23 protein-coding genes are annotated in these 22,634 nt (G+C 61.7%); 16 read left to right on the forward strand and 7 right to left on the reverse strand.

Going from position 1 to position 22,634, the window contains the following annotated elements:
- The 12 genes from nuoE to DNK50_RS19680 all read left to right on the forward strand — a co-directional run bounded on the left by nuoE (window position 1) and on the right by DNK50_RS19680 (window position 12,899).
- Window positions 1-498, forward strand: a complete 498-nt coding sequence (gene nuoE / locus DNK50_RS19625) for an NADH-quinone oxidoreductase subunit NuoE (protein WP_099587017.1) — start codon at window positions 1-3, stop codon at window positions 496-498.
- The gene (nuoF, locus tag DNK50_RS19630; RefSeq protein ID WP_099587018.1) at window positions 495-1,850 is read left to right on the forward strand and encodes an NADH-quinone oxidoreductase subunit NuoF; all 1,356 of its coding nucleotides are present in this window, start codon (window positions 495-497) and stop codon (window positions 1,848-1,850) included. Before nuoE ends, nuoF begins: the two co-directional genes overlap by 4 nt.
- Window positions 1,851-1,985: 135 nt before the next feature.
- Window positions 1,986-4,700 (forward strand): NADH-quinone oxidoreductase subunit NuoG, encoded by a 2,715-nt coding sequence (nuoG, locus tag DNK50_RS19635; protein WP_112195906.1) that lies wholly within the window; start codon window positions 1,986-1,988, stop codon window positions 4,698-4,700.
- Window positions 4,697-5,704 carry an NADH-quinone oxidoreductase subunit NuoH gene (gene nuoH / locus DNK50_RS19640; protein ID WP_003174724.1) on the forward strand — a complete coding sequence of 336 codons (1,008 nt, stop codon included), beginning with the start codon at window positions 4,697-4,699 and terminating at the stop codon, window positions 5,702-5,704. Before nuoG ends, nuoH begins: the two co-directional genes overlap by 4 nt.
- 11 nt (window positions 5,705-5,715) lie before the next feature.
- Entirely contained in the window at window positions 5,716-6,264 is a 549-nt protein-coding gene (nuoI, locus tag DNK50_RS19645) for an NADH-quinone oxidoreductase subunit NuoI (protein WP_003174725.1), read from the forward strand.
- Window positions 6,265-6,273: 9 nt separating this feature from the next.
- Window positions 6,274-6,777 (forward strand): NADH-quinone oxidoreductase subunit J, encoded by a 504-nt coding sequence (nuoJ, locus tag DNK50_RS19650; RefSeq protein ID WP_003174726.1) that lies wholly within the window; start codon window positions 6,274-6,276, stop codon window positions 6,775-6,777.
- 2 nt (window positions 6,778-6,779) lie between these two features.
- On the forward strand, window positions 6,780-7,088 hold the full coding sequence (nuoK, locus tag DNK50_RS19655; protein ID WP_003174727.1) for an NADH-quinone oxidoreductase subunit NuoK: 309 nt from the start codon (window positions 6,780-6,782) through the stop codon (window positions 7,086-7,088).
- A complete protein-coding gene (gene nuoL, locus DNK50_RS19660; protein WP_099587020.1) occupies window positions 7,085-8,938 on the forward strand; it encodes an NADH-quinone oxidoreductase subunit L in 1,854 nt (617 codons plus the stop codon). The genes nuoK and nuoL overlap by 4 nt, the downstream gene beginning before the upstream one ends.
- A 64-nt stretch (window positions 8,939-9,002) precedes the next feature.
- A complete protein-coding gene (gene nuoM, locus DNK50_RS19665) occupies window positions 9,003-10,535 on the forward strand; it encodes an NADH-quinone oxidoreductase subunit M (protein ID WP_003232072.1) in 1,533 nt (510 codons plus the stop codon).
- A 7-nt stretch (window positions 10,536-10,542) separates the two neighbouring features.
- Window positions 10,543-12,006, forward strand: coding sequence for an NADH-quinone oxidoreductase subunit NuoN (nuoN, locus tag DNK50_RS19670; protein ID WP_099587021.1), 1,464 nt, complete (start codon window positions 10,543-10,545; stop codon window positions 12,004-12,006).
- Window positions 12,007-12,244: 238 nt separating this feature from the next.
- Complete coding sequence (locus DNK50_RS19675) at window positions 12,245-12,595, forward strand: toxin (RefSeq protein WP_112196970.1); 351 nt, start codon at window positions 12,245-12,247, stop codon at window positions 12,593-12,595.
- Complete coding sequence (locus tag DNK50_RS19680) at window positions 12,585-12,899, forward strand: DNA-binding transcriptional regulator (RefSeq protein WP_099587022.1); 315 nt, start codon at window positions 12,585-12,587, stop codon at window positions 12,897-12,899. Before DNK50_RS19675 ends, DNK50_RS19680 begins: the two co-directional genes overlap by 11 nt.
- 65 nt (window positions 12,900-12,964) lie before the next feature.
- Here DNK50_RS19680 and DNK50_RS19685 read toward each other — a convergent pair whose 3' ends face one another.
- On the reverse strand, window positions 12,965-13,717 hold the full coding sequence (locus DNK50_RS19685; protein ID WP_099587023.1) for an outer membrane beta-barrel protein: 753 nt from the start codon (window positions 13,715-13,717) through the stop codon (window positions 12,965-12,967).
- Window positions 13,718-13,840: 123 nt separating this feature from the next.
- Complete coding sequence (locus DNK50_RS19690) at window positions 13,841-14,680, reverse strand: arylamine N-acetyltransferase (RefSeq protein ID WP_112195908.1); 840 nt, start codon at window positions 14,678-14,680, stop codon at window positions 13,841-13,843.
- 120 nt (window positions 14,681-14,800) lie between these two features.
- On the opposite strand from DNK50_RS19690, the gene DNK50_RS19695 reads away from it, so the two are divergent.
- Complete coding sequence (locus DNK50_RS19695; protein ID WP_099587025.1) at window positions 14,801-15,037, forward strand: DUF6555 family protein; 237 nt, start codon at window positions 14,801-14,803, stop codon at window positions 15,035-15,037.
- 45 nt (window positions 15,038-15,082) lie between these two features.
- Here DNK50_RS19695 and DNK50_RS19700 read toward each other — a convergent pair whose 3' ends face one another.
- Together DNK50_RS19700 and DNK50_RS19705 are read right to left on the reverse strand one after the other, a co-directional pair.
- On the reverse strand, window positions 15,083-15,283 hold the full coding sequence (locus DNK50_RS19700; RefSeq protein ID WP_099587026.1) for a DUF6021 family protein: 201 nt from the start codon (window positions 15,281-15,283) through the stop codon (window positions 15,083-15,085).
- A gap of 12 nt (window positions 15,284-15,295) precedes the next feature.
- Window positions 15,296-15,475, reverse strand: coding sequence for a hypothetical protein (locus DNK50_RS19705; protein ID WP_032889724.1), 180 nt, complete (start codon window positions 15,473-15,475; stop codon window positions 15,296-15,298).
- A 133-nt stretch (window positions 15,476-15,608) separates the two neighbouring features.
- Here DNK50_RS19705 and DNK50_RS19710 point away from each other — a divergent pair, with 133 nt between their 5' ends.
- Complete coding sequence (locus tag DNK50_RS19710; protein ID WP_112195910.1) at window positions 15,609-16,130, forward strand: DUF3087 family protein; 522 nt, start codon at window positions 15,609-15,611, stop codon at window positions 16,128-16,130.
- Window position 16,131: 1 nt separating this feature from the next.
- On the opposite strand, the gene DNK50_RS19715 is transcribed toward DNK50_RS19710, so the two are convergent.
- The 3 genes from DNK50_RS19715 to DNK50_RS19725 form a co-directional block, all read right to left on the reverse strand.
- On the reverse strand, window positions 16,132-17,253 hold the full coding sequence (locus DNK50_RS19715; protein ID WP_112195912.1) for an MFS transporter: 1,122 nt from the start codon (window positions 17,251-17,253) through the stop codon (window positions 16,132-16,134).
- A 70-nt stretch (window positions 17,254-17,323) separates the two neighbouring features.
- A complete protein-coding gene (locus DNK50_RS19720; protein ID WP_112195914.1) occupies window positions 17,324-18,688 on the reverse strand; it encodes an MFS transporter in 1,365 nt (454 codons plus the stop codon).
- 65 nt (window positions 18,689-18,753) lie between these two features.
- Complete coding sequence (locus tag DNK50_RS19725) at window positions 18,754-19,638, reverse strand: Dyp-type peroxidase (RefSeq protein WP_112195916.1); 885 nt, start codon at window positions 19,636-19,638, stop codon at window positions 18,754-18,756.
- Between the two features lie 138 nt (window positions 19,639-19,776).
- Here DNK50_RS19725 and DNK50_RS19730 point away from each other — a divergent pair, with 138 nt between their 5' ends.
- Together DNK50_RS19730 and DNK50_RS19735 are read left to right on the forward strand one after the other, a co-directional pair.
- Complete coding sequence (locus DNK50_RS19730; protein ID WP_112195918.1) at window positions 19,777-21,393, forward strand: NADP-dependent glyceraldehyde-3-phosphate dehydrogenase; 1,617 nt, start codon at window positions 19,777-19,779, stop codon at window positions 21,391-21,393.
- A 151-nt stretch (window positions 21,394-21,544) separates the two neighbouring features.
- Window positions 21,545-22,606 carry an FUSC family protein gene (locus DNK50_RS19735; protein ID WP_112195920.1) on the forward strand — a complete coding sequence of 354 codons (1,062 nt, stop codon included), beginning with the start codon at window positions 21,545-21,547 and terminating at the stop codon, window positions 22,604-22,606.
- The last annotated feature ends 28 nt before the right edge of the window (window positions 22,607-22,634 follow it).

Here is a 22,634-nt window from a genome sequence, read left to right on the forward strand (position 1 = left end):
ATGAACAGCACGCTTATCCAGACAGACCGTTTCACCTTGAGTGAAACCGAGCGCTCGGCCATCGAGCACGAGCTGCATCACTACGAAGACCCGCGCGCGGCGTCGATCGAAGCCTTGAAGATCGTCCAGAAGGAACGTGGCTGGGTGCCGGACGGCGCCCTCTACGCCATCGGCGAGATCCTCGGCATCCCCGCCAGCGACGTTGAAGGGGTGGCAACGTTCTACAGCCAGATCTTCCGTCAGCCGGTGGGCCGCCACATCATTCGCGTATGCGACAGCATGGTGTGCTACATCGGCGGCCACGAATCGGTGGTCGACGCGATCCAGGGCAAGCTGGGCATCGGCCTCGGCCAGACCACCGCCGACGGCCGCTTCACGCTGCTGCCGGTGTGCTGCCTGGGCAACTGCGACAAGGCGCCGGCGTTGATGATCGACGACGACACATTCGGTGACGTGCAAGCATCCGGCGTGACCCAATTGCTGGAGGGCTACCCATGACCCTTACATCTTTCGGCCCGGCCAACCTGATCAAGCGTTCGCCCGAGACCCATCCGCTGACCTGGCGCCTGCGTGACGACGCCGAGCCGGTCTGGCTCGACGAGTACCAGGCCAAGAACGGTTACGCCGCCGCGCGCAAAGCCTTCGCCGACATGGCCCAGGACGACATCGTCCAGACCGTGAAAGACGCCGGCCTCAAGGGCCGCGGCGGTGCAGGCTTCCCCACGGGCGTGAAGTGGGGCCTGATGCCCAAGGACGAATCCATCAACATCCGCTACCTGCTGTGCAACGCGGATGAAATGGAGCCGAACACCTGGAAAGACCGCATGCTGATGGAGCAACTGCCCCATCTGCTGATCGAAGGCATGCTGATCAGCGCCCGTGCACTCAAGACTTACCGGGGCTATATCTTCCTGCGTGGCGAATACACCACCGCCGCCAAGCACCTCAACCGTGCCGTGGCAGAAGCCAAGGCTGCCGGCCTGTTGGGCAAGAACATCCTCGGTTCCGGTTTTGACTTCGAACTGTTCGTGCACACCGGCGCCGGACGTTATATCTGCGGTGAAGAAACCGCGCTGATCAACTCCCTCGAAGGCCGCCGCGCCAACCCGCGCTCCAAGCCGCCCTTCCCTGCCGCCGTGGGCGTGTGGGGCAAGCCGACCTGCGTGAACAACGTCGAGACCCTGTGCAACGTGCCGGCGATCATCGCCGACGGTGTGGACTGGTACAAATCGTTGGCCCGTGAAGGCAGCGAAGACATGGGCACCAAGCTCATGGGCTTCTCCGGCAAGGTCAAGAACCCTGGCCTGTGGGAGCTGCCGTTCGGCGTGACCGCCCGCGAGCTGTTCGAGGACTACGCCGGCGGCATGCGCGACGGCTATACCCTGAAAGCCTGGCAGCCAGGCGGCGCCGGTACCGGTTTCCTGCTCCCCGAGCACCTCGACGCACAGATGTATGCCGGCGGCATCGGCAAGGTCGGCACCCGGATGGGTACTGGCCTGGCGATGGCGGTGGACAACACCGTGAACATGGTCTCGCTGCTGCGCAACATGGAGCAGTTCTTTGCCCGTGAATCCTGCGGCTTCTGCACCCCGTGCCGCGACGGCCTGCCGTGGAGCGTGAAATTGCTGATGGCGTTGGAAAATGGCGAAGGCCGCGAGGGTGACATCGAAACCCTGCTGGGCCTGGTCGGTTTCCTCGGCCCTGGCAAGACCTTCTGTGCTCACGCACCGGGCGCCGTGGAGCCATTGGGCAGCGCAATCAAATACTTCCGCTCGGAGTTCGAAGCCGGCATCGCGCCTACCAGCGCCGCCGTCCCGCCTCTGGCAAGGCCGATCGTAGTCGGCGCGTAACGCTTTAAAAGGCGAAGGGTCCGTGCCCTTCGCCTTCTCATGTGCTGACGCCTTGAAGGCTGTGTAGATGCACATGAATAACAAGATTCCATTAGCCACGCCCGCTGACAACGGGCCAACGAAGAACTTTGAACCATGGCCACTATCCACGTAGACGGCAAAGCGCTCGAAGTCGATGGGGCAGACAACCTGTTACAGGCATGTCTCTCACTAGGCCTCGACATCCCGTATTTCTGCTGGCACCCCGCGCTCGGTAGCGTCGGTGCCTGTCGCCAGTGTGCGGTCAAGCAATACACCGACGAGAACGACACCCGTGGTCGCATCGTCATGTCCTGCATGACCCCAGCCACCGACAACACCTGGATCTCCATCGAAGATGAAGAATCCAAGGCGTTCCGCGCCAGTGTCGTCGAGTGGCTGATGACCAACCACCCCCACGACTGCCCAGTCTGTGAGGAAGGCGGTCACTGCCACCTGCAAGACATGACGGTGATGACCGGCCACAACGAGCGCCGTTATCGCTTCACCAAGCGTACCCACCAGAACCAGGACCTCGGCCCGTTCATTTCCCACGAAATGAACCGCTGCATCGCCTGCTACCGCTGCGTGCGTTTCTATAAAGACTACGCAGGCGGCACCGACCTGGGCGTCTTCGGCGCCCACGACAACGTGTACTTCGGTCGCGTTGAAGACGGCGTGCTCGAAAGCGAGTTCTCCGGCAACCTCACCGAGGTCTGCCCGACCGGTGTGTTCACCGACAAGACCCACTCCGAGCGCTACAACCGCAAGTGGGACATGCAATTCGCGCCGAGCATCTGCCATGGCTGCTCCAGCGGTTGCAACATCTCGCCCGGAGAGCGCTACGGTGAACTGCGTCGCATCGAAAACCGCTTCAACGGTTCGGTCAACCAGTACTTTCTGTGCGACCGTGGCCGTTTCGGCTACGGCTACGTCAACCGCAAGGATCGCCCGCGCCAACCGCTGCTGGCCGATGGCGCCAAGCTGAGCCTGGACGAGGCGCTGGATAAAGCCGCCGACCTGCTGCGCGGCCGCAATATCGTCGGTATCGGTTCGCCCCGCGCCAGCCTCGAAAGCAACTACGCGTTGCGCGAGCTGGTGGGTGCCGAACACTTCTACAGCGGCATCGAAGCCGGTGAGCTGGAACGCATCCGCCTGGTCCTGCAAGTGCTGAACGACAGCCCGCTGCCTGTGCCAAACATGCGTGACATCGAAGACCACGATGCGATCTTCGTGCTCGGTGAAGACCTGACCCAGACCGCCGCCCGCGTGGCCCTGTCCCTGCGTCAGTCGGTCAAGGGCAAGGCTGAAGAGATGGCCGACGCCATGCGCGTACAGCCGTGGCTCGACGCCGCCGTGAAAAACATCGGCCAGCACGCACTGAACCCGCTGTTTATCGCCAGCATCGCTGAAACCAAGCTCGACGACATCGCCGAAGAATGCGTCCACGCAGCGCCCGACGACCTGGCCCGTATCGGCTTCGCCGTCGCCCACGCCCTCGACGCCAGCGCGCCTGCCGTCGAAGGCCTGGACGCTGAAGCCGTTGAACTGGCCCAGCGCATCGCCGACGCCCTGCTCGCCGCCAAGCGCCCGTTGATCATTGCCGGCACCTCATTGGGTTCCAAAGCGCTGATCGAAGCCGCTGCCAACATCGCCAAGGCCTTGAAGCTGCGCGACAAGAACGGCTCCATCAGCCTGGTGGTGCCGGAAGCCAACAGCCTCGGCCTTGCCATGCTCGGTGGCGAGTCCGTGGACGCTGCGCTGCAAGCAGTGATCGACGGCAACGCCGACGCCATCGTGGTGCTGGAAAACGACCTGTATACCCGCACCGATGCCGCCAAGGTTGACGCTGCGCTGAACGCCGCCAAAGTGCTGATCGTGGCCGACCACCAGAAGACCGCCACCAGCGACCGCGCTCAGCTGGTACTGCCAGCGGCGAGCTTCGCCGAAGGTGACGGCACCCTGGTCAGCCAGGAAGGCCGTGCCCAGCGCTTCTTCCAGGTGTTCGATCCGAAATACATGGACGCCAGCATCCTGGTTCACGAAGGCTGGCGCTGGCTGCATGCCCTGCGCGCGACCCTGCTGAACCAGCCGATCGACTGGACCCAGCTCGACCACGTGACCGCCGCCGTCGCTTCCAGCGCACCGCAGTTGGCACGGATTGTCGACGCTGCGCCGTCCGCCGCGTTCCGCATCAAGGGCATGAAACTGGCCCGTGAACCGCTGCGTTACTCCGGTCGTACCGCCATGCGCGCCGACATCAGCGTGCACGAACCGCGTACGCCGCAAGACAACGACACCGCGTTCGCCTTCTCCATGGAAGGTTACTCGGGTTCGGTCGAGCCCCGTCAACAGGTGCCGTTCGCCTGGTCGCCGGGCTGGAACTCGCCGCAAGCATGGAACAAGTTCCAGGACGAAGTCGGTGGTCACATCCGCGCTGGCGACCCGGGCACCCGCCTGATCGAAAGCACCGGTGATTCGCTGAATTGGTTCGCTGGCGTACCGCGTCCGTTCAACCCGGCCCAGGGCACCTGGCAGGTTGTGCCGTTCTTCCACCTGTTCGGCAGCGAAGAGAACTCTTCCAAGGCCGCGCCGGTGCAAAGCCGCATTCCGCAAGCCTACGTCTCGGTGGCCAAGTCCGAAGCCGACCGCCTCGGCGTCAACGACGGCGCCCTGCTCAGCGTGACCGTGGCCGGCCAGACCCTGCGTCTGCCGCTGCGCATCAATGAGGAGTTGGGGGCTGGCCTGGTTGCACTGCCTAAAGGCCTCGCCGGCATTCCGCCTGCGATCTTCGGCAAAACCGTTGACGGTCTGCAGGAGGCAGCGCAATGACTTGGTTCACGCCGGAAGTAATTGACGTGATCATTTCGGTGGTCAAGGCCATCGTGATCCTGTTGGCCGTGGTCGTGGCGGGCGCCCTGCTCAGCTTCGTCGAACGTCGCCTGCTGGGCTGGTGGCAGGACCGTTACGGTCCGAACCGCGTTGGCCCATTCGGCATGTTCCAGATTGCCGCCGACATGCTGAAAATGTTCTTCAAGGAAGACTGGACCCCGCCGTTTGCCGACAAGGTGATCTTCACCCTGGCACCGGTCGTGGCCATGAGCGCCTTGCTGATCGCCTTCGCGATCATCCCGATCACCCCGACCTGGGGCGTGGCGGACTTGAACATCGGCTTGCTGTTCTTCTTCGCCATGGCCGGCCTGTCGGTCTACGCGGTGCTGTTCGCCGGTTGGTCGAGCAACAACAAGTTCGCCCTGCTGGGCAGCTTGCGTGCTTCGGCGCAAACCGTATCCTATGAAGTGTTCATGGGGTTGGCACTGATGGGCATCGTGGTGCAGGTTGGCTCGTTCAACATGCGCGACATCGTCGAGTACCAGGCGCAGAACCTGTGGTTCATCATTCCGCAGTTCTTCGGCTTCTGCACCTTCTTCATCGCTGGCGTGGCCGTGACTCACCGTCACCCGTTCGACCAGCCGGAAGCGGAACAGGAACTGGCCGACGGTTACCACATTGAATATGCCGGTATGAAGTGGGGCATGTTCTTCGTTGGTGAGTACATCGGCATCATCTTGATCTCGGCCCTGCTGGTGACGCTGTTCTTCGGCGGCTGGCACGGTCCGTTTGGCATCCTGCCGCAGTTGGCCTTCTTCTGGTTCTTCCTGAAGACCGCGTTCTTCATCATGCTGTTCATCCTGCTGCGCGCCTCGATTCCGCGCCCGCGTTATGACCAGGTGATGGATTTCAGCTGGAGATTCTGCCTGCCGCTGACCCTGATCAATTTGCTGGTGACGGCTGCCGTCGTGTTGTTGAACACGCCAGCTGCCGCGGTTCAGTGAGGATTTGACCCATGTTCAAATATATTGGCGACATCGTTAAGGGTACCGGTACCCAGTTGCGAAGCCTGGTGATGGTGTTCGGTCACGGCTTTCGCAAACGCGACACCCTGCAATACCCCGAAGAAGCGGTGTACCTGCCGCCGCGCTATCGCGGCCGCATCGTACTGACCCGCGACCCCGACGGCGAAGAGCGTTGCGTAGCCTGCAACCTGTGCGCCGTAGCGTGCCCGGTGGGTTGCATCTCCCTGCAGAAAGCTGAAACCGAAGACGGTCGCTGGTACCCGGACTTCTTCCGCATCAACTTCTCGCGCTGCATTTTCTGCGGCCTCTGCGAGGAAGCTTGCCCGACCACCGCGATCCAGCTGACCCCGGATTTCGAGATGGCCGAGTTCAAACGTCAGGACCTGGTGTACGAGAAAGAAGATCTGCTGATCTCTGGTCCCGGTAAAAACCCTGATTACAACTTCTATCGTGTTGCAGGTATGGCCGTTGCCGGGAAGCCGAAAGGCGCCGCACAAAACGAAGCCGAGCCGATCAACGTGAAGAGCTTGCTGCCTTAAGGAAGAAAGATGGAATTCGCTTTCTATTTCGCGTCGGGTATTGCAGTGGTGTCCACGCTTCGCGTGATCACCAACACCAACCCCGTGCACGCCCTGCTCTACCTGATCATTTCGCTGATTGCCGTGGCCATGACCTTCTTCAGCCTCGGCGCACCGTTCGCCGGTGTCCTGGAAGTGATCGCCTACGCCGGCGCCATCATGGTGCTGTTCGTGTTTGTGGTGATGATGCTCAACCTGGGTCCGGCTTCGGTCGCCCAGGAACGTGTCTGGCTCAAGCCCGGCATCTGGCTCGGCCCGGTTGTCCTCGCAGCCCTGCTGCTGGGTGAACTGCTGTATGTGCTGTTCGCGCACCAGAGCGGCCAGGCCATCGGCCACACCACCGTAGACGCGAAAGCCGTGGGCATCAGCCTGTTCGGCCCGTACCTGCTGGTGGTCGAACTGGCTTCGATGCTGCTGCTCGCGGCAGCCATCACCGCCTTCCACTTGGGCCGCAACGAAGCCAAGGAGCAATGACGATGCCTGCTATCCCTTTGGAGCATGGTCTGGCGGTCGCCGGCATCCTGTTCTGCCTTGGCCTGGTCGGCCTGATGGTTCGCCGTAACATTCTGTTCGTGTTGATGAGCCTGGAAATCATGATGAACGCCGCTGCACTGGCATTTATCGTGGCGGGCGCACGTTGGGGCCAGCCGGATGGACAAGTCATGTTCATCCTGGTGATCAGCCTGGCAGCCGCCGAAGCCAGTATTGGCCTGGCGATCCTGCTGCAACTGTATCGTCGCTTCCACACGCTTGATATCGACGCTGCCAGTGAGATGCGCGGATGAACATGATCTTTCTGACTTTCGTATTTCCCCTGATCGGTTTCCTGCTGCTGTCGTTCTCCCGTGGACGCTGGTCGGAAAACCTCTCGGCCTTGATCGGCGTGGGTTCCATTGGCCTGTCGGCCATCGTGACCGCCTACGTGATCTGGCAATTCAACGTCGCGCCACCGGAAGGCGGCCATTACACCCTGGTGCTTTGGCAGTGGATGTCGGTGGAGGGCTTCAAGCCCAACTTCGCCCTCTACGTCGATGGCCTGTCGATCACCATGCTCGGCGTGGTGGTGGGTGTCGGCTTCCTGATCCACCTGTTCGCGTCCTGGTACATGCGCGGCGAAGCGGGCTACTCGCGCTTCTTCTCGTACACCAACCTGTTTATCGCCAGCATGCTGTTCCTGGTGCTCGGCGATAACCTGTTGTTCCTGTACTTCGGCTGGGAAGGCGTGGGCCTGTGCTCCTACCTGTTGATCGGTTTCTACTACAGCAACCGCAACAACGGTAACGCGGCACTCAAGGCATTCATCGTTACCCGGATCGGCGACGTGTTCATGGCCATCGGCCTGTTCATCCTGTTCCAACAGGTGGGCACGCTGAACATCCAGGAACTGCTGGTGCTGGCGCCGCAGAAATTCCAGGTCGGCGACTTCTGGATCACCCTGGCGACCCTGATGCTGCTGGGCGGCGCTGTCGGCAAATCCGCGCAACTGCCACTGCAAACCTGGCTGGCGGATGCGATGGCCGGTCCTACCCCTGTTTCCGCACTGATCCACGCGGCAACCATGGTAACCGCCGGTGTCTACCTGATCGCCCGTACCCACGGCCTGTTCACCCTGGCGCCGGACATCCTGCACCTGGTGGGCGTAGTCGGCGGCGTGACCCTGGTACTGGCCGGCTTTGCCGCGCTGGTGCAGACCGACATCAAGCGTATCCTCGCCTACTCGACCATGAGCCAGATCGGCTACATGTTCCTGGCCCTGGGCGTCGGCGCCTGGGACGCGGCGATCTTCCACCTGATGACCCACGCCTTCTTCAAGGCCCTGCTGTTCCTGGCCTCCGGTGCGGTGATCGTGGCCTGCCACCACGAGCAGAACATCTTCAAGATGGGCGGCCTGTGGAAGAAACTGCCGTTGGCCTACGCCAGCTTCATCGTTGGTGGTGCCGCCCTGGCCGCCCTGCCGCTGGTGACCGCCGGTTTCTATTCGAAGGACGAAATCCTCTGGGAAGCCTTTGCCAGCGGTAACCAGAACCTGCTGTACGCAGGCCTGGTGGGTGCGTTCATGACCTCGCTGTACACGTTCCGCCTGATCTTCATCACGTTCCACGGTGAAGCCAAGACCGAAGCGCACGCAGGCCACGGCATCTCCCACTGGTTGCCACTGTCGGTACTGATCGTGCTGTCGACCTTCATCGGCGCCCTGATCACCCCACCATTGGCCGGTGTACTGCCGGAAAGCGCCGGCCATGCCGGTGGCGCCGCCAAGCACAGCCTGGAAATCGCCTCGGGTGCCATCGCCATCGCGGGTATCCTGCTGGCCGCCCTGTTGTTCCTCGGCAAGCGTCGTTTCGTGACCGCCGTGGCCAATAGCGGCATCGGCCGCTTCCTGTCGGCCTGGTGGTTCGCTGCCTGGGGCTTCGACTGGATCTACGACAAACTGTTCGTCAAGCCTTACCTGGCCATCAGCCATGTACTGCGCAAAGACCCGCTCGACCAGACTATCGGTCTGATCCCGCGCGCCGCCAAGGCCGGTCACACCGCCCTGAGCCGCAGCGAGACCGGCCAACTGCGCTGGTACGCCGCGTCCATGGCGGTCGGTGCCGTGCTGGTGATCGGCGCCATCGTTGTCGTGGCGGTCTGACTATGTCCATGCACATTGCGTACATTGCGAACTTTGCAAACCTGCGAAAGGAAACGAGCCTGTCATGATTCTGCCCTGGCTAATCCTGATCCCCTTTATCGGCGGCCTGCTCTGCTGGATGGGTGAACGCTTCGGCGCCACCCTCCCCCGCTGGATCGCGTTGCTGACCATGTCCCTGGAACTCGCGCTCGGCCTCTGGCTGTGGGCCCACGGTGACTATTCATTTGCTCCGGCACCGGGTGTCGATCCAACTTTCGCGCTTGAATTCAAGCACGTATGGATCCAGCGCTTCGGCATCAACGTGCACCTGGCCCTCGACGGCCTGTCGCTGTTGATGATCCTGCTGACCGGCCTGCTGGGTATCCTCTCGGTACTCTGCTCCTGGAAAGAGATCCAGCGTCACGTGGGCTTCTTCCACCTGAACCTGATGTGGATCCTGGGCGGCGTTGTCGGCGTGTTCCTGGCGCTGGACCTGTTCATGTTCTTCTTCTTCTGGGAAATGATGCTGGTGCCGATGTACTTCCTCATCGCGCTCTGGGGTCACAGTTCTTCGGACGGCAAGAAAACCCGGATCTACGCGGCGACCAAGTTCTTCATCTTCACCCAGGCTTCCGGCCTGATCATGTTGGTGGCGATCCTGGGTCTGGTACTGGTCAACTTCAACAGCACGGGCGTGATTACCTTCAACTACGCCGACCTGTTGAAAACCAAGATGTCCCTGACCACCGAGTACATCCTGATGCTGGGCTTCTTCATCGCGTTCGCGGTGAAGCTGCCGGTGGTGCCGTTCCACTCCTGGCTGCCTGACGCCCACGCCCAGGCGCCAACTGCCGGCTCCGTGGACCTGGCCGGTATCCTGCTGAAAACTGCTGCCTACGGCCTGCTGCGTTTCGCCTTGCCGTTGTTCCCGAATGCCTCGGCCGAATTCGCGCCGATTGCCATGACCCTGGGTCTGATCGGGATCTTCTACGGTGCGTTCCTGGCCTTCGCGCAAACCGACATCAAGCGTCTGATTGCCTTCTCGTCCGTTTCCCACATGGGTTTCGTACTGATCGGCATCTACTCCGGCAGCCAACTGGCGCTGCAAGGCGCGGTGATCCAGATGCTGGCCCACGGTGTTTCGGCCGCTGCACTCTTTATCCTGAGTGGTCAGCTGTACGAGCGCCTGCACACCCGTGACATGCGTGAAATGGGTGGCGTGTGGTCGCGCATTGCGTACCTGCCGGCGATCAGCCTGTTCTTCGCTGCCGCGTCCCTGGGCTTGCCGGGTACCGGTAACTTCATCGGCGAGTTCCTGATCCTGATGGGTGCCTTCGTGCAAACGCCGTGGATCAGTGCGATTGCCACCTCCGGCCTGGTATTCGGTTCGGTCTACTCGCTGATCATGATCCACCGCGCCTACTTCGGCCCGGCCAAGTCCGACACTGTCCTGCAAGGGATGGATGCGCGCGAACTGATCATGGTGCTCGGCCTGGCGGTACTGCTGATCTACATCGGCGTGTACCCGCAACCGTTCCTGGACACTTCTGCCGCAACGATGCATGGCGTGCAGCAGTGGTTCGGCACCGCCTTCTCTCAACTCGCTTCGGCCCGGTAAGAGCGCTATGGAATTCACGATCCAACACTTTATCGCGCTTGCGCCGCTGCTGATTACCAGCCTCACCGTTGTGGCGGTGATGCTGGCAATCGCCTGGCGCCGCAATCATTCGCAAACGTTCCTGCTGTCCTGCGCCGGGTTGAACCTGGCCCTGCTGTCGATCATCCCGGCCCTCAAGGTCGCGCCACTGGCGGTCACGCCATTGATGATGGTCGATGACTTCGCACTGCTGTACATCGCGCTGATCCTGGTCGCGACCCTGGCCTGCGTCACCCTCGCCCACGCCTATCTCGGCGAAGGCGGCACCGGCTACCCTGGCAACCGCGAAGAGCTGTACCTGCTGATCCTGCTGGCTGCGGCCGGCGGTATCGTGCTGGTCAGCGCACAGCACCTGGCGGGCCTGTTCATCGGCCTGGAACTGCTGTCGATCCCGACCTACGGCCTGGTGGCCTATGCCTTCTTCAACAAGCGTTCCCTGGAAGCCGGCATCAAGTACATGGTGCTGTCGGCCGCCGGTTCCGCGTTCCTGTTGTTCGGTATGGCGTTGCTCTACGCCGAAGCCGGCAGCCTGAGCTTCACCGGGATCGGCCACGCCCTGGCCGCCACCAACAGCCCTGCGCCGATTGCCCAATTGGGCCTGGCGATGATGCTGATCGGCCTGGCGTTCAAGCTGTCCCTGGTGCCGTTCCACCTGTGGACCCCGGACGTGTACGAAGGCGCCCCGGCGCCGGTGGCTGCGTTCCTGGCCACGGCGTCCAAGGTCGCTGTGTTTGCGGTGATGGTGCGTCTGTTCCAGATCTCGCCTGCCGCCAACACCGGCGTGCTGAGCAACGTGCTGACCGTGATCGCCATTGCGTCGATCCTGTTCGGTAACCTGCTGGCCCTGACCCAGAACAACCTCAAGCGTCTGCTGGGTTACTCGTCCATCGCCCACTTCGGCTACCTGCTGATCGCCCTGGTGGCGAGCAAAGGCCTGGCCGTGGAAGCCATCGGCGTGTACCTGGTCACCTACGTGATCACCAGCCTCGGTGCATTCGGCGTTATCACCTTGATGTCGTCGCCCTACAAAGGCCGGGACGCGGACGCCCTGTACGAATACCGCGGCCTGTTCTGGCGCCGTCCGTACCTGACCGCCGTACTGACCGTGATGATGCTGTCCCTCGCCGGGATCCCGCTGACTGCGGGCTTTATCGGCAAGTTCTACATCGTCGCCACCGGTGTTGAAGCCCACGAGTGGTGGTTGGTTGCATCCCTGGTCCTGGGTAGCGCCATCGGCGTGTTCTACTACCTGCGCGTGATGGTCACCCTGTACCTGATCGAGCCCAACCTGCGTCGTGTGGATGCCGAGCTGCATTGGGAACAGAAGGCAGGCGGCGTGATGCTGCTGGCCATCGCCCTGCTCGCGTTCTTCCTGGGCGTGTACCCACAACCGCTGCTCACCCTGGTGCAGCACGCGGTACTGGGTGTTTGATCGAATAGCTGATGCAGTAAACAAAACGGCGCCTTCGGGCGCCGTTTTTGCATTCCGGGAAACGCGTTCTTTACCCTCCTCCACTCACAGAAATTTCCTTCCTTATCCAGTTCCTCGTCTGGCATCCCTCCATAAAAAGCAATCGTATGGTGGTCGCGTTTTAGGAAAACTCCCACAACAGGGTCACTTGACCCATAGCGAGTGGGCCACCAAAATATACGCAGGCTACGTACAGAACATGGATGCTCTATTTATCGAACTGCCAGCCTTCGAGCGTCATCGCAAGGACTATCTAAGCGACGAGCTTTTCCACGGTTTTCAACAGGAGTTAATGAAGAATCCACAAGCGGGCGACGTGATTGAAGGAACAGGTGGGCTGCGAAAGGTCCGCTTCGTTGATGAGCGGCGAAACAAAGGCAGGCGCGGTGGCCTGCGGGTCATCTACTACTGGTGGTCGGGAGGTACGCAGTTCTGGTTATTCACGCTGTACGGCAAACACGAACAGGACGACCTGACACCACAACACAAGAAAGCCCTAAAACAGATGCTGGACAGGGAAATCAAAGCGAGAACACATCATGAAACGTGAAATCTTTTCCGAACTGGTCGAAGGCTTCGACGCGCTTGCGGACGAACGCCAGGGCAAAGTCACCCTGCGTACCCACAAGGTCCATCTCAACAAACTGGCGCCGCTGACCGCCGAAGAAGTCATCGCCGTGCGCCAGCAACTGAACCTTTCACGGTCGGTGTTCGCCCTGTACCTGCGCACCAATACCCGTACGCTGGAAAACTGGGAACAAGGGCGGGCCAAGCCCAATGCACAGGCCACCACCTTGATCCGCCTGGTAGCGCGCTTCCCGGAAACCGTAGCGCAACTGGCGGCCTTGAGCTGATACCGCTCAGGCAAAAAAAAACGCCCCGAAACCACATCGGGGCGTTTTTTTTCAAACGCACTACCTTAGAACGCAATACCTACCTTGACCCCGTATTCATCCCGCTTGAGCCGAGTGTTATCGGCAACTTCCGAGTCGGCATCCAGCTTGTACTCGGTGCGCGTGTAATACAGCCCGGCCATCACTGGCAGATCGCCCTTCTGGTTCATCAGCAGGCTGACTTCGGCATACGGGTTGGTGCGGTCCTTGAGGTCCACAGTGTCGCTGCCAAAGCCGTCGACCTTGATCCGGGTGCGGCCATCGAGGGTCCGGCGGGCACCGGCTTCGACGCGCAGGGTCATGTCGTCGAACTGATGGTTGTAACCCAAGGCGGCCTTGGCGAATGGCGATTTGTTGGTGAGCTCCAGGTCGTTGTCGTTGGAGTCCAGCTCGTAACGGGTCCAGCTGTAGCCGCCGCCCACGATCACGTCGACAAAGTTGCGTGCATCCAGCGCGGCACGCCAGCCGAGGTCGAGGTCAGCCTGGCCTTCCTTGAGCTTGTTGTCGCTCTTCTTGCCGTACTTGGCTTCGATACCGGCCTGGTAAATAAAGCCCGATTCGGCCGTGAGCTTGTTACCGAAGTTGTAGAACAGGCCCGCCTCCGGCATGTGGTCTTTATCACTTTGGCTACCGCCCTCAAGCTTGAAGTCGTTGTAGCTACCCAGGAGCCCGAAGGTAGAAATCGGGTCAGTGGACGGTGCGGCGAACACCACGGCTGGAGCGGCGACCAGCGCCAGCAGTGAGGAATTTTTGAGGAAGTTTCCGAATAGTTTGGACATCGTTTACATCTCCTTGTCTGGTGGGCAAATTATTCAGGCAGCGCTTTGAGCCCGAATTGGCAGCAAAGGTTCGAAAAAATTTGCCCCCACCTGGAGGTAAAACGGTTCAGCGATGGCTCTAGGTCAAGACTCCTGGCGTGCAGCCGTTACCAAGCCATCAAGGGTTGAATCAAGCTGAGGGTGAACCGGCACGCGAATCCCGAAGGCAGTGCCCAGCACGTCCAGGAGCTCCTCGCTGCTGCGGATCACGCGCTTGGCACTCGGTCGATCCAGGTAGTGAATCGCATAGTGGGCGTTGTTCAAGGTGTGGCGTTCGCCCGCTGCCAGCCGTGCGACTTTCAATTGGCCCAGGAACGGCGAACCCGGATGGGTCGAGACGTACCAGTTGCCGATTTCGTAATCGATGACCGCCTGCACTTGCAGGTCGAACACATACAAGCCACGCCACTCCCCTGCAACCTGGGCCCATAAGGTGTAGCTGCCCTCCTGCTCATTGAGTGTCAGGCGATACGGCTCATGGGCCGTGGCCTGCACGGCTTGCGTGTCCAACAGCAACGGGCTGCTGGGCACCATGCCGCCAAAGCCGACGTCGGTGATGTAGCGCACGCCGTCCAGGGTGACCAGGCTCAGGCGGTGGGTGCGTGCGGTGCGCGCCTGCGGCAGCCCGCCCATAACCACCCGCCCGGTAATGCCGCGCGCGTCAAAGCCCAGTTCCTGCAACAGCGCCAGGAACATCTGGTTCAGTTCATAGCAATACCCGCCGCGCCCATCGAACAGGACTTTGTGCTCGACACTCGGCAAGTCTATCGGCACCGGCAAGTGCAGCAGGGTCGACAGGCTTTCAAACGCGAAGGTGCACACATGTCGCAGTTGCAGATCCTGGAGGGTTTGCAGGGTAGGCGGCGGCGGCGAATCGTAACCCAGGCGTTGCAGGTACAGATGGCTATGGTTCAGGCGGAGCATGGCACAGTCCTTGGGCACACGAAGAGTGCGCCACTATGCCGCGCCAGTGTGCAGGTTGTCATTTTGAATGAACCTTTCTGAACGCTTCAGCCTCCATTTATAACAAGACAGGGAGGCAACATGAGTACCGCAAAAATCTACACCATCCACTACCAACTGCACGGTCAAGCGAAGTCCTTTGTCGTACGCGCCGGGGTGATGAACAACGCCGAAGCCTGGCACTGGGCTGCGGTCGATGCTGACATTGCCCATGTCAGCCGTATCGGCCGCGTTGGCCACGAGCAGGTGAAAAAAACCACCCGGCCCTGGGCTGAAAAGTACGGCATCACTGATGTCAGCTGGACACCACCCAAATAAACGAAGGCCCCGCTCGATGGCGGGGCCTGATTACCGATAACGCTGCTATTTCTTCAAGTCGCCCAACGGATCGTAGGGCGGCTTTTTTTTCGCTTCGTCCTTGTCCTTTTTATCCAGCGGGGCGATGGCCGGACCTACCGGATCGACCTGCGGGTCAGCCACATCCGGCGAGTCTGGATCAAATCCCAGCTCATCCTTGCCGCTGGCGTGTTCGTTGGAGGGGGGCCCATCCGAGTGCTTGTTCATCATGGTCTCCTGTTATAGCGGGCGAGCTTTGTCGTGGAGGTTTTCTAGGTCTTCTTCGACGCGCTCCACATCATCATGATCGTCACGTTCTTTCGGATCATTGGGGCGCAAGGCATCGTTGTCGCGCTCTTCTTCACCGGGTGTGCGGTCAGGGTCGGGTGTACCGGGCGGTGGTTGCTTGTATTCGGGCATGGTCGTTCACCTCAGAGGGACTTCACCGATTTAGAGAAACTGCCACAGATCATGGTTCAACTTGATTGCCCCACCGCTGACCGCTGACCATGAGAAGATGCCCCACCCTTCCCGCCCTGGAGACCTGACCCGGATGTTCGAGCTCAAACCCTGCGACCCCGCTGTCTACCGCCAACAGACCCGCCGCAGCACGCTGATTGTGGCCGTGGTGTTCCTGACCCTGGCCATGGTGCTGTCGAGCCTGGCAGTGATGCTGTTCGGCGAGGCCGGCGGCGATAACTTTCGCTTCAATGTCGGCGGTGTGTTCGCTGGCGTGCTGATCACCGTCGCCCTGGTGCGTGGCCCGTTCTGGACCCAGTCCTGGTTGGCTGCGGCGGTGTATGGCTGGCAGCTCAAGCGCAATCTGATGCGCGTGACCAATGTGATGCACAAGGTCACCGAACACGTGCAGGCCAATGATCCGACGGCCATGAAAGTGCTGCGTTTCTACCACCTGGGGCTGACGCAGATGCATGCCCTGGACGCCGACTCCAGCGCCCAGGCGCAACTGGTCGGCGAAATGGATGCACATCAAGCCAAGATGCGAGCGCTGGGAATCGACACCGAACAGACCCGTTTCGACCCGGCGTGGCTGGACGGTTTCAAAAACACTTGAGTCATCTGCCCCGCCAGCAGAACAGCGCACTCACCGCAATCGCCGCCCCGGCCACGCCAAACACCAGCGGCGCCGAGGCCACCGGCAAAAGCAAACCCGCCAGCAGCGGCCCCAGGCCCGCACCGATGTCGCGCCAGACCGCATTCGACGCCAGCGCCGAGACCCGCATCGAACCGGGGTTGCGCTCGGCGACCAAGGTGGTCACCAAGGGCAGTTGCAACGCACGCAGCACCAGCACCGCCGCCGCACCGATAATCACCCAGTAACTGCCGAAAGCGCTCAAGGCCAAGGCACTCAGAAACGAAAACAGCAGCAACATCGAGGTGGCGCCGAACCGCTGCGCCGCACGACCGCCCAGGGGGCTCAGAAGCATCTCCGAGACATAGCGCAGGGCCATCAAGCCGCCAGCAATCAACACCGCGTCGCCGCCGAGGATTTTCTGGGCCTGGATCGACAGGCCAAAGATAAACAGCCCATCCAGCGCCACGCCCTCGATAAACGACCACAGCGCCACACTGTCCGGCCACTTGAAGCGCCGCCCCGGTGTGCTGTGCAAATCATGCCCGGCGCTGGGCAAACCACGCGCCATCCACAGGCCTGCCAGGCAGCAACCGGCGAGTATCACAAAGATCGGACGCGGCCCGGCCCACAGCGTCAGCCACCCACCGAGCGGCAACGCCAGCATTGGCCCCCAGGCGATCAAGGCCCGCGAGCGCCCGGCGCGACGTGCGGCACCCTCCGGCTCAGCGGTGGCCAATACTTGGGTCGACAGGTTCAACGCGGCAAAACACAAGCCCCACACCAGCCGCAGTCCGAGCAACGCAGCGAAGCCGGACAGCACCGAGTTGCCCAAGGCACACAGCGTAGCGGCACCGGCGGCGATCATGCAGGTCAGGCGATCACCGTTGCGCGCATAGAAATTCAGCACATGCCGGTAGCCGAAAATCCGCACCAGACGGTTGGCCGCCAGCAACACGCCGGCTTGGGCCAGGGTGATGCCGAAGGCCTGGGATTCCATGGGCAGCAACAGGTAGAGCAACACGTCGCTGGGCAGGCACAACGCCAGGGTCAACGCGGCGCGGCGGGAGGTGGTGTCGGCAGTGCGTTGAGCCTGGCTGGACATAAACCTGAAACATCCCGAAATATTCAGCTCGCCAAGGTAGCCTCTCTGAACCGCGTTTTACAACGCCCCGTTACGTCTTTTTCCCATAAGGCAGCAAACGCAAACCACTGGCCACACTGCCTACCAGCGCAAAGGCACAGCCCAGCCACAACGCCGCGTGCGGACCGCCGGCCTGTGACAGATGGAAACACAACGCCACCAGCGACGCGCCCAGCGTCTGCCCCAGCAAGCGTGAAATCGCCACGATGCCGCTGGCCCCGCCACTGCGCGCCAGCGGTGCACTGGTCATCAAGGCCTTGAGATTAGGCGATTGGAAAAAGCCAAACCCGGCACCGCATAACGCCATGCGCCAACCGATATCGAAGGCCGACGCGCCGCTGCCCAAGGTCGCCAACGCGGCCATCCCCAAGCTCAACATCAACAGGCCGATGCCGCACAGCAGGCCCAGGGACACACGGTCGGCCAGGCGCCCGGCAACCAGCGCCATCACCGCCACCACGGCCGGCCACGGCGTCATCAGGAAACCGGTTTCCACCTGGCTATGGCCGAGTACTGCCTGCAGCAGAAACGGCAGCGACACAAAGGCCAGGCCCTGGGCACTGAAAGCGCAGATCGCAGTGACAGAAGACAAGGCAAACACCGGCCGCTTGAACAGATCCAGGGCCAGCATCGGCGCCGGATGACCGGCCTGGCGACGCAGCAATAACCCGCCGCACAACAGCGCCACGGCAATCAAGCCCAAGGTCAGTGCGGCTTGGGCACCGTGCACCGCCGTGCCCAGGCCCAACACCAACAAAGCGAACAAACCTGCACATAACACGGCCGCCAGTCGGTCGAACGCGTGCCCGGTCATGGGCAGCGTCGGCAATGAACGCACGCCAAGTGCCAGGGCCAACAACCCCAGCGGCACATTGATCAGGTACAGCCAATGCCACGTCGCCACCGACAGGATCGCCGACGCGGCAGTCGGCCCCAAGGTAAACGCCAACCCCACCACCAACGAGTTGTAACCGAGGCCGCGCCCGAGCATTTTCGACGGGTAGATATGCCGCAGCAACGCCGTGTTCACGCTCATGATCGCCGCTGCCCCCAACCCTTGCACCACCCGCGCCGCGGTGAGGGTTTCCAACGAACCGGCCAACCCGCAAAACAGCGACGAGACGATAAACAGCAGCAACCCGCCCAGGTACACGCGGCGATGCCCAAGCACGTCGCTCAGCGACGCAAATGGCAGCACCGTGGCAATAATCGCCAGCTGGTAGGCATTGACCACCCAGATCACCGAGGCCGAATCGGTGCCGATTCCCTCGGCCAGGGTAGGCAATGCCGTGTTGACGATGGCCGTGTCCAGGGTCGCCATGCCGATCCCCAGGGAGATCGCGATTACGGCCGGCAGGCGTTTATTGAGGGGCAGGCCATCGGCGGCAGAAGACATGGGCGATCCACGCGGTTAGTAAGGCTTCCAGATTAAGGGCAGCGCTGGTTTATTTCAGCCGTGGATCAGTTGCCTGACGACAATTTCATGTTCGCCAGCGCGCTCAGGTCCAGTCGCCCCCCAATAACCGGCGGGCACCAGTAGTAACCACCGGTCAACGGCGTACTGATGCGGTACAACCCGTCGACAATCCCGTCTTCCAACCCGCTCATGCGGCGCAGTTGTGCTTCGAATGCATCGAACGAGTGGCCGAACGCGAGGAACATCAACCCGGCCTGGCCGTTCTCGGCCCATGGCATCGAGCGGCGCACCACGAAGGCTTCCGGGGTGAAGCTTTCCTGGGCAGTGCGTTTGGTGTGGGCGGATTCGGGGGCGTCTTCCAGCTCTTCGTTGTCGCCATGGCGGCGGCCGATGATGTGGTCGCGCTCCTGGGCAGGCAAGGCGGCGAAGCCGTCGAGGTCGTGCTGCCATTGCTGGATCGCGGCGAAGCTGGCGCCGCTGTCGGTCAAGGCGGCTTCAACGGCGGCGTCGTCGTGAGGGTTTTCGGTGCCGTCTTCGTAGTCGGTGAGGTCGAAGCCGGTCTTGTAGCGAAAGCCTTCGGTTGATTGCGCCAGGCTGAACGCCGGGGCCAGGGCCTTCTCAAAAGCGCGACTGCGCAACAGCAGTTCACCGCGATCCACGCCGTGCAGCCATACCCACAGTGCCTGCTGGGTGGACGGATTGTGCGCGCCCGGCGCGCTCACGGTTGGAAAGCTGCGCAAGCCGTCAACCGTCGCACCCAGTGCATTTACCAGCGGCTCGCCAAACCCGACCACTGCCGCCGAATCGGTCAACTGCACCAACGCGTCCAGCGCAGCAGGCACGGCTGCCAGGGTATCCACGGCAAAAAACAGATGGCGTGCCTGCAAAGGCACCGGTGCGGCAAGAATGCCCGGCTGGTACTGACTCATGTGAACTCCTTCAATAAAGGCGCGCAGTTTACCCGGCGCAAGGCGCGGTGCGTACTGCAAAGCGCACAAGCCTTGCCATAGAGCCCTCTGTTGGGTGACTCTCTAGTCATGTTTTGCAACTATTCCAGGGGTAGCGACATGACCACCAGCAACCTGCTCGCCCAACTTTTCCCCACGTCCGTGGCCGACATTCCCGAGCAATTCCGGCTCGAAGCGCCCATTGAACAGCGTGATTACCTGGTCGATGGCCAGTTGCAGGTATGGAGCGGCCCGCTGGCCCAGGTGCAGAGCCCGGTACAGTTGGGCGAGCGCCGCGTGGTGATCGGCAGCACGCCGCTGCTGGACGCCGAGACCGCCCTCACCGCCCTCGATGCCGCCGTGCGCGCCTACGACCGGGGCCAGGGCGAATGGCCAACCATGCGCGTGGCGGACCGTATCCAGCATGTCGAAGCGTTTTTGCGCCGCATGCGTGAACAACGCGATGCCGTAGTCACGCTACTGATGTGGGAAATCGGCAAGAACCTCAAGGACTCGCAGAAAGAATTCGACCGTACCTGCGACTACATCACCGACACCATCAATGCCCTCAAGGAGCTGGACCGTCGCAGCAGCCGCTTCGAGCTGGAACAGGACACGCTCGGGCAAATCCGCCGTGTGCCGCTGGGCGTGGCGCTGTGCATGGGCCCCTACAACTACCCGCTCAACGAGACCTTCACCACGCTGATCCCGGCGCTGATCATGGGCAACACCGTGGTGTTCAAGCCGGCCAAGCTCGGCGTGCTGCTGATCCGCCCACTGCTGGAGGCGTTTCGCGACAGCTTCCCGGCCGGGGTGATCAACGTGATCTACGGCAGTGGCCGCGAGACCGTCAGCGCGCTGATGGCCAGTGGCAAGATCGATATCTTTGCGTTCATCGGCACCAACAAGGCCGCCAGCGACCTTAAAAAACTGCACCCCAAGCCGCACCGCTTGCGCGCCGCCCTGGGCCTGGACGCGAAAAACCCCGGCATCGTGCTGCCCGAGGTCGACCTGGACAATGCCGTCAGCGAGGCGCTCACCGGCTCGTTGTCTTTCAACGGCCAGCGCTGCACCGCGTTGAAAATCCTGTTTGTGCATGAGGATGTCGTCGAGCGCTTTATCGAGAAATTCAACGCCAAACTGGCGACCCTCAAACCCGGCATGCCGTGGGAAGACGGCGTGTCGCTGACGCCGCTGCCGGAAGTGGGCAAGGTGGATTACCTCAACGAACTGGTGGCCGATGCGCAACAGCATGGCGCCCAGGTGGTGAATGCCAACGGTGGCACCAGCCGTGGGTCCTTCTTCTACCCGGCGGTGCTGTACCCGGTGAACCCGCAGATGCGCGTGTACCACGAAGAACAGTTCGGCCCGGTGGTGCCAATCGTGCCCTACCGCGACCTGGAGACGGTGATCGAGTACGTGCTCGACTCGGACTTCGGCCAGCAATTGAGTATTTTCGGCACCAACGCCGTGGCCGTCGGGCGCCTGGTGGACACCTTTGCCAACCAGGTTGGCCGGATCAATATCAACGCCCAATGCCAGCGCGGGCCGGACACCTTCCCCTTCAACGGGCGCAAGAACTCGGCCGAGGGCACGTTGTCAGTGCATGACGCCTTGCGCGTGTTCTCGATCCGCACCTTGGTGGCCACCAAGTTCCAGGAGAGCAACAAGGCGCTGGTCAGCGACATCCTGCGCAACCGCGATTCGAGTTTCCTGACCACCGATTACATCTTCTAACATCTGCACGACTCACTGTGTGGGAGGGGGCTTGCTCCCGATAGCGGTGGGCCAGCCAACACATGCGGTACTGATCCACCGCCATCGGGGGCAAGCCCCCTCCCACATTTGGATTGTGTACATCTCCTGAACCGAGGCCCCTTTAATACTGATGAATCTGCCACTCTTCGCTCGGCGCCTGTTGCGCCCGCTGCTTGATCCGTACCGGCGCTATCGCCACGCCAAGCTGATCCACGCCGTGCGTGTGTCCATCGGCCTGCTGGCGACGATCCTGCTGACCACCGGCATCAACCTGCCCCATGGCGAATGGGCCTCGGTGACCATGCTGATCGTGATCGGTGGCTTGCAGCACCACGGCAATATCGGCAAGAAAGCCGTGGAGCGCGCCTACGGCACCTTGATCGGCGCCAGCGTCGGCCTGCTGCTGGTGGTGCAACAGGCCTACTTCGGCCAGCCACTGCTGACCTATTTGTTGATGTCGGTGGTGTGCGGATTCTTCTCCTATCACGCCATCGGCAAGGGCGGCTACATCGCGCTGCTGTCGGCGATCACGGTATTTATCGTCGCCGGCCACGGAGACAATCCGCTGTCCGACGGGTTGTGGCGCACCGTGGATATCCTGATCGGCATCGTGCTGGCCCTGGCGTTTTCCTTCGCCCTGCCGCTGTACGCCGTGTACTCGTGGCGCTACAACCTGGCCAGCGCCTTGCGTGATTGTGCGGCGATTTACAGCCGGATCATCAACGGCCAGTCGGTCACCGACGACGAACACCTCAAACTGCTCAACCGCCTGAACGCGGCGATGGTGCAATTGCGCTCGCTGATGCCGTCGGTGTCCAAGGAAGTGCGCATTTCCATGACCGAGCTGGACGCGATCCAACGGCACTTGCGCCTGTGCATCAGCACGCTGGAGATTCTCGGCAATACCCGGCCCGACCCTCGCGATGAACAGGCGATGGCGCGGATGCAGGTGATGCTCAAGGCCGAGCATCGGCAGATTGGGGTGCAGTTGGTGGGGATGGCGCGGGCGTTGAGGTCGGGGGTGACGGAGCGGTTGGAGCGATCAGGCAGTGTAACGCCCGACCGTAACCTGCTCGAAACGCCGGTACGTATTGGTTTAGATGGTTATCGGTTGTTGACGCTGCAATTAGCCGCCAACATCGACACGATGCGTGAGGGGCTTCTTAAAAGCTCGGAGCAGTGGAAAATCTGAAACCGAAATCAAGGGGAGTAGACTTAAC

The sequence above is a fragment of the Pseudomonas sp. LG1E9 genome, assembly GCF_003290225.1.
GTDB classification, from domain to species: Bacteria; Pseudomonadota; Gammaproteobacteria; order Pseudomonadales; family Pseudomonadaceae; genus Aquipseudomonas; species Aquipseudomonas cyclaminis.

Excerpts from the sequence above, each read along its gene's own strand:
- nuoE (WP_099587017.1), top strand. The coding sequence starts at position 1 with ATGAACAGCACGCTTATCCAGACAGACCGTTTCACCTTGAGTGAAACC.
- nuoF (WP_099587018.1), top strand. The coding sequence starts at position 495 with ATGACCCTTACATCTTTCGGCCCGGCCAACCTGATCAAGCGTTCGCCC.
- nuoG (WP_112195906.1), top strand. The coding sequence starts at position 1,986 with ATGGCCACTATCCACGTAGACGGCAAAGCGCTCGAAGTCGATGGGGCA.
- nuoH (WP_003174724.1), top strand. The coding sequence starts at position 4,697 with ATGACTTGGTTCACGCCGGAAGTAATTGACGTGATCATTTCGGTGGTC.
- nuoI (WP_003174725.1), top strand. The coding sequence starts at position 5,716 with ATGTTCAAATATATTGGCGACATCGTTAAGGGTACCGGTACCCAGTTG.
- nuoJ (WP_003174726.1), top strand. The coding sequence starts at position 6,274 with ATGGAATTCGCTTTCTATTTCGCGTCGGGTATTGCAGTGGTGTCCACG.
- nuoK (WP_003174727.1), top strand. The coding sequence starts at position 6,780 with ATGCCTGCTATCCCTTTGGAGCATGGTCTGGCGGTCGCCGGCATCCTG.
- nuoL (WP_099587020.1), top strand. The coding sequence starts at position 7,085 with ATGAACATGATCTTTCTGACTTTCGTATTTCCCCTGATCGGTTTCCTG.
- nuoM (WP_003232072.1), top strand. The coding sequence starts at position 9,003 with ATGATTCTGCCCTGGCTAATCCTGATCCCCTTTATCGGCGGCCTGCTC.
- nuoN (WP_099587021.1), top strand. The coding sequence starts at position 10,543 with ATGGAATTCACGATCCAACACTTTATCGCGCTTGCGCCGCTGCTGATT.
- DNK50_RS19675 (WP_112196970.1), top strand. The coding sequence starts at position 12,245 with ATGGATGCTCTATTTATCGAACTGCCAGCCTTCGAGCGTCATCGCAAG.
- DNK50_RS19680 (WP_099587022.1), top strand. The coding sequence starts at position 12,585 with ATGAAACGTGAAATCTTTTCCGAACTGGTCGAAGGCTTCGACGCGCTT.
- DNK50_RS19685 (WP_099587023.1), bottom strand. The coding sequence starts at position 13,717 with ATGTCCAAACTATTCGGAAACTTCCTCAAAAATTCCTCACTGCTGGCG.
- DNK50_RS19690 (WP_112195908.1), bottom strand. The coding sequence starts at position 14,680 with ATGCTCCGCCTGAACCATAGCCATCTGTACCTGCAACGCCTGGGTTAC.
- DNK50_RS19695 (WP_099587025.1), top strand. The coding sequence starts at position 14,801 with ATGAGTACCGCAAAAATCTACACCATCCACTACCAACTGCACGGTCAA.
- DNK50_RS19700 (WP_099587026.1), bottom strand. The coding sequence starts at position 15,283 with ATGAACAAGCACTCGGATGGGCCCCCCTCCAACGAACACGCCAGCGGC.
- DNK50_RS19705 (WP_032889724.1), bottom strand. The coding sequence starts at position 15,475 with ATGCCCGAATACAAGCAACCACCGCCCGGTACACCCGACCCTGACCGC.
- DNK50_RS19710 (WP_112195910.1), top strand. The coding sequence starts at position 15,609 with ATGTTCGAGCTCAAACCCTGCGACCCCGCTGTCTACCGCCAACAGACC.
- DNK50_RS19715 (WP_112195912.1), bottom strand. The coding sequence starts at position 17,253 with ATGTCCAGCCAGGCTCAACGCACTGCCGACACCACCTCCCGCCGCGCC.
- DNK50_RS19720 (WP_112195914.1), bottom strand. The coding sequence starts at position 18,688 with ATGTCTTCTGCCGCCGATGGCCTGCCCCTCAATAAACGCCTGCCGGCC.
- DNK50_RS19725 (WP_112195916.1), bottom strand. The coding sequence starts at position 19,638 with ATGAGTCAGTACCAGCCGGGCATTCTTGCCGCACCGGTGCCTTTGCAG.
- DNK50_RS19730 (WP_112195918.1), top strand. The coding sequence starts at position 19,777 with ATGACCACCAGCAACCTGCTCGCCCAACTTTTCCCCACGTCCGTGGCC.
- DNK50_RS19735 (WP_112195920.1), top strand. The coding sequence starts at position 21,545 with ATGAATCTGCCACTCTTCGCTCGGCGCCTGTTGCGCCCGCTGCTTGAT.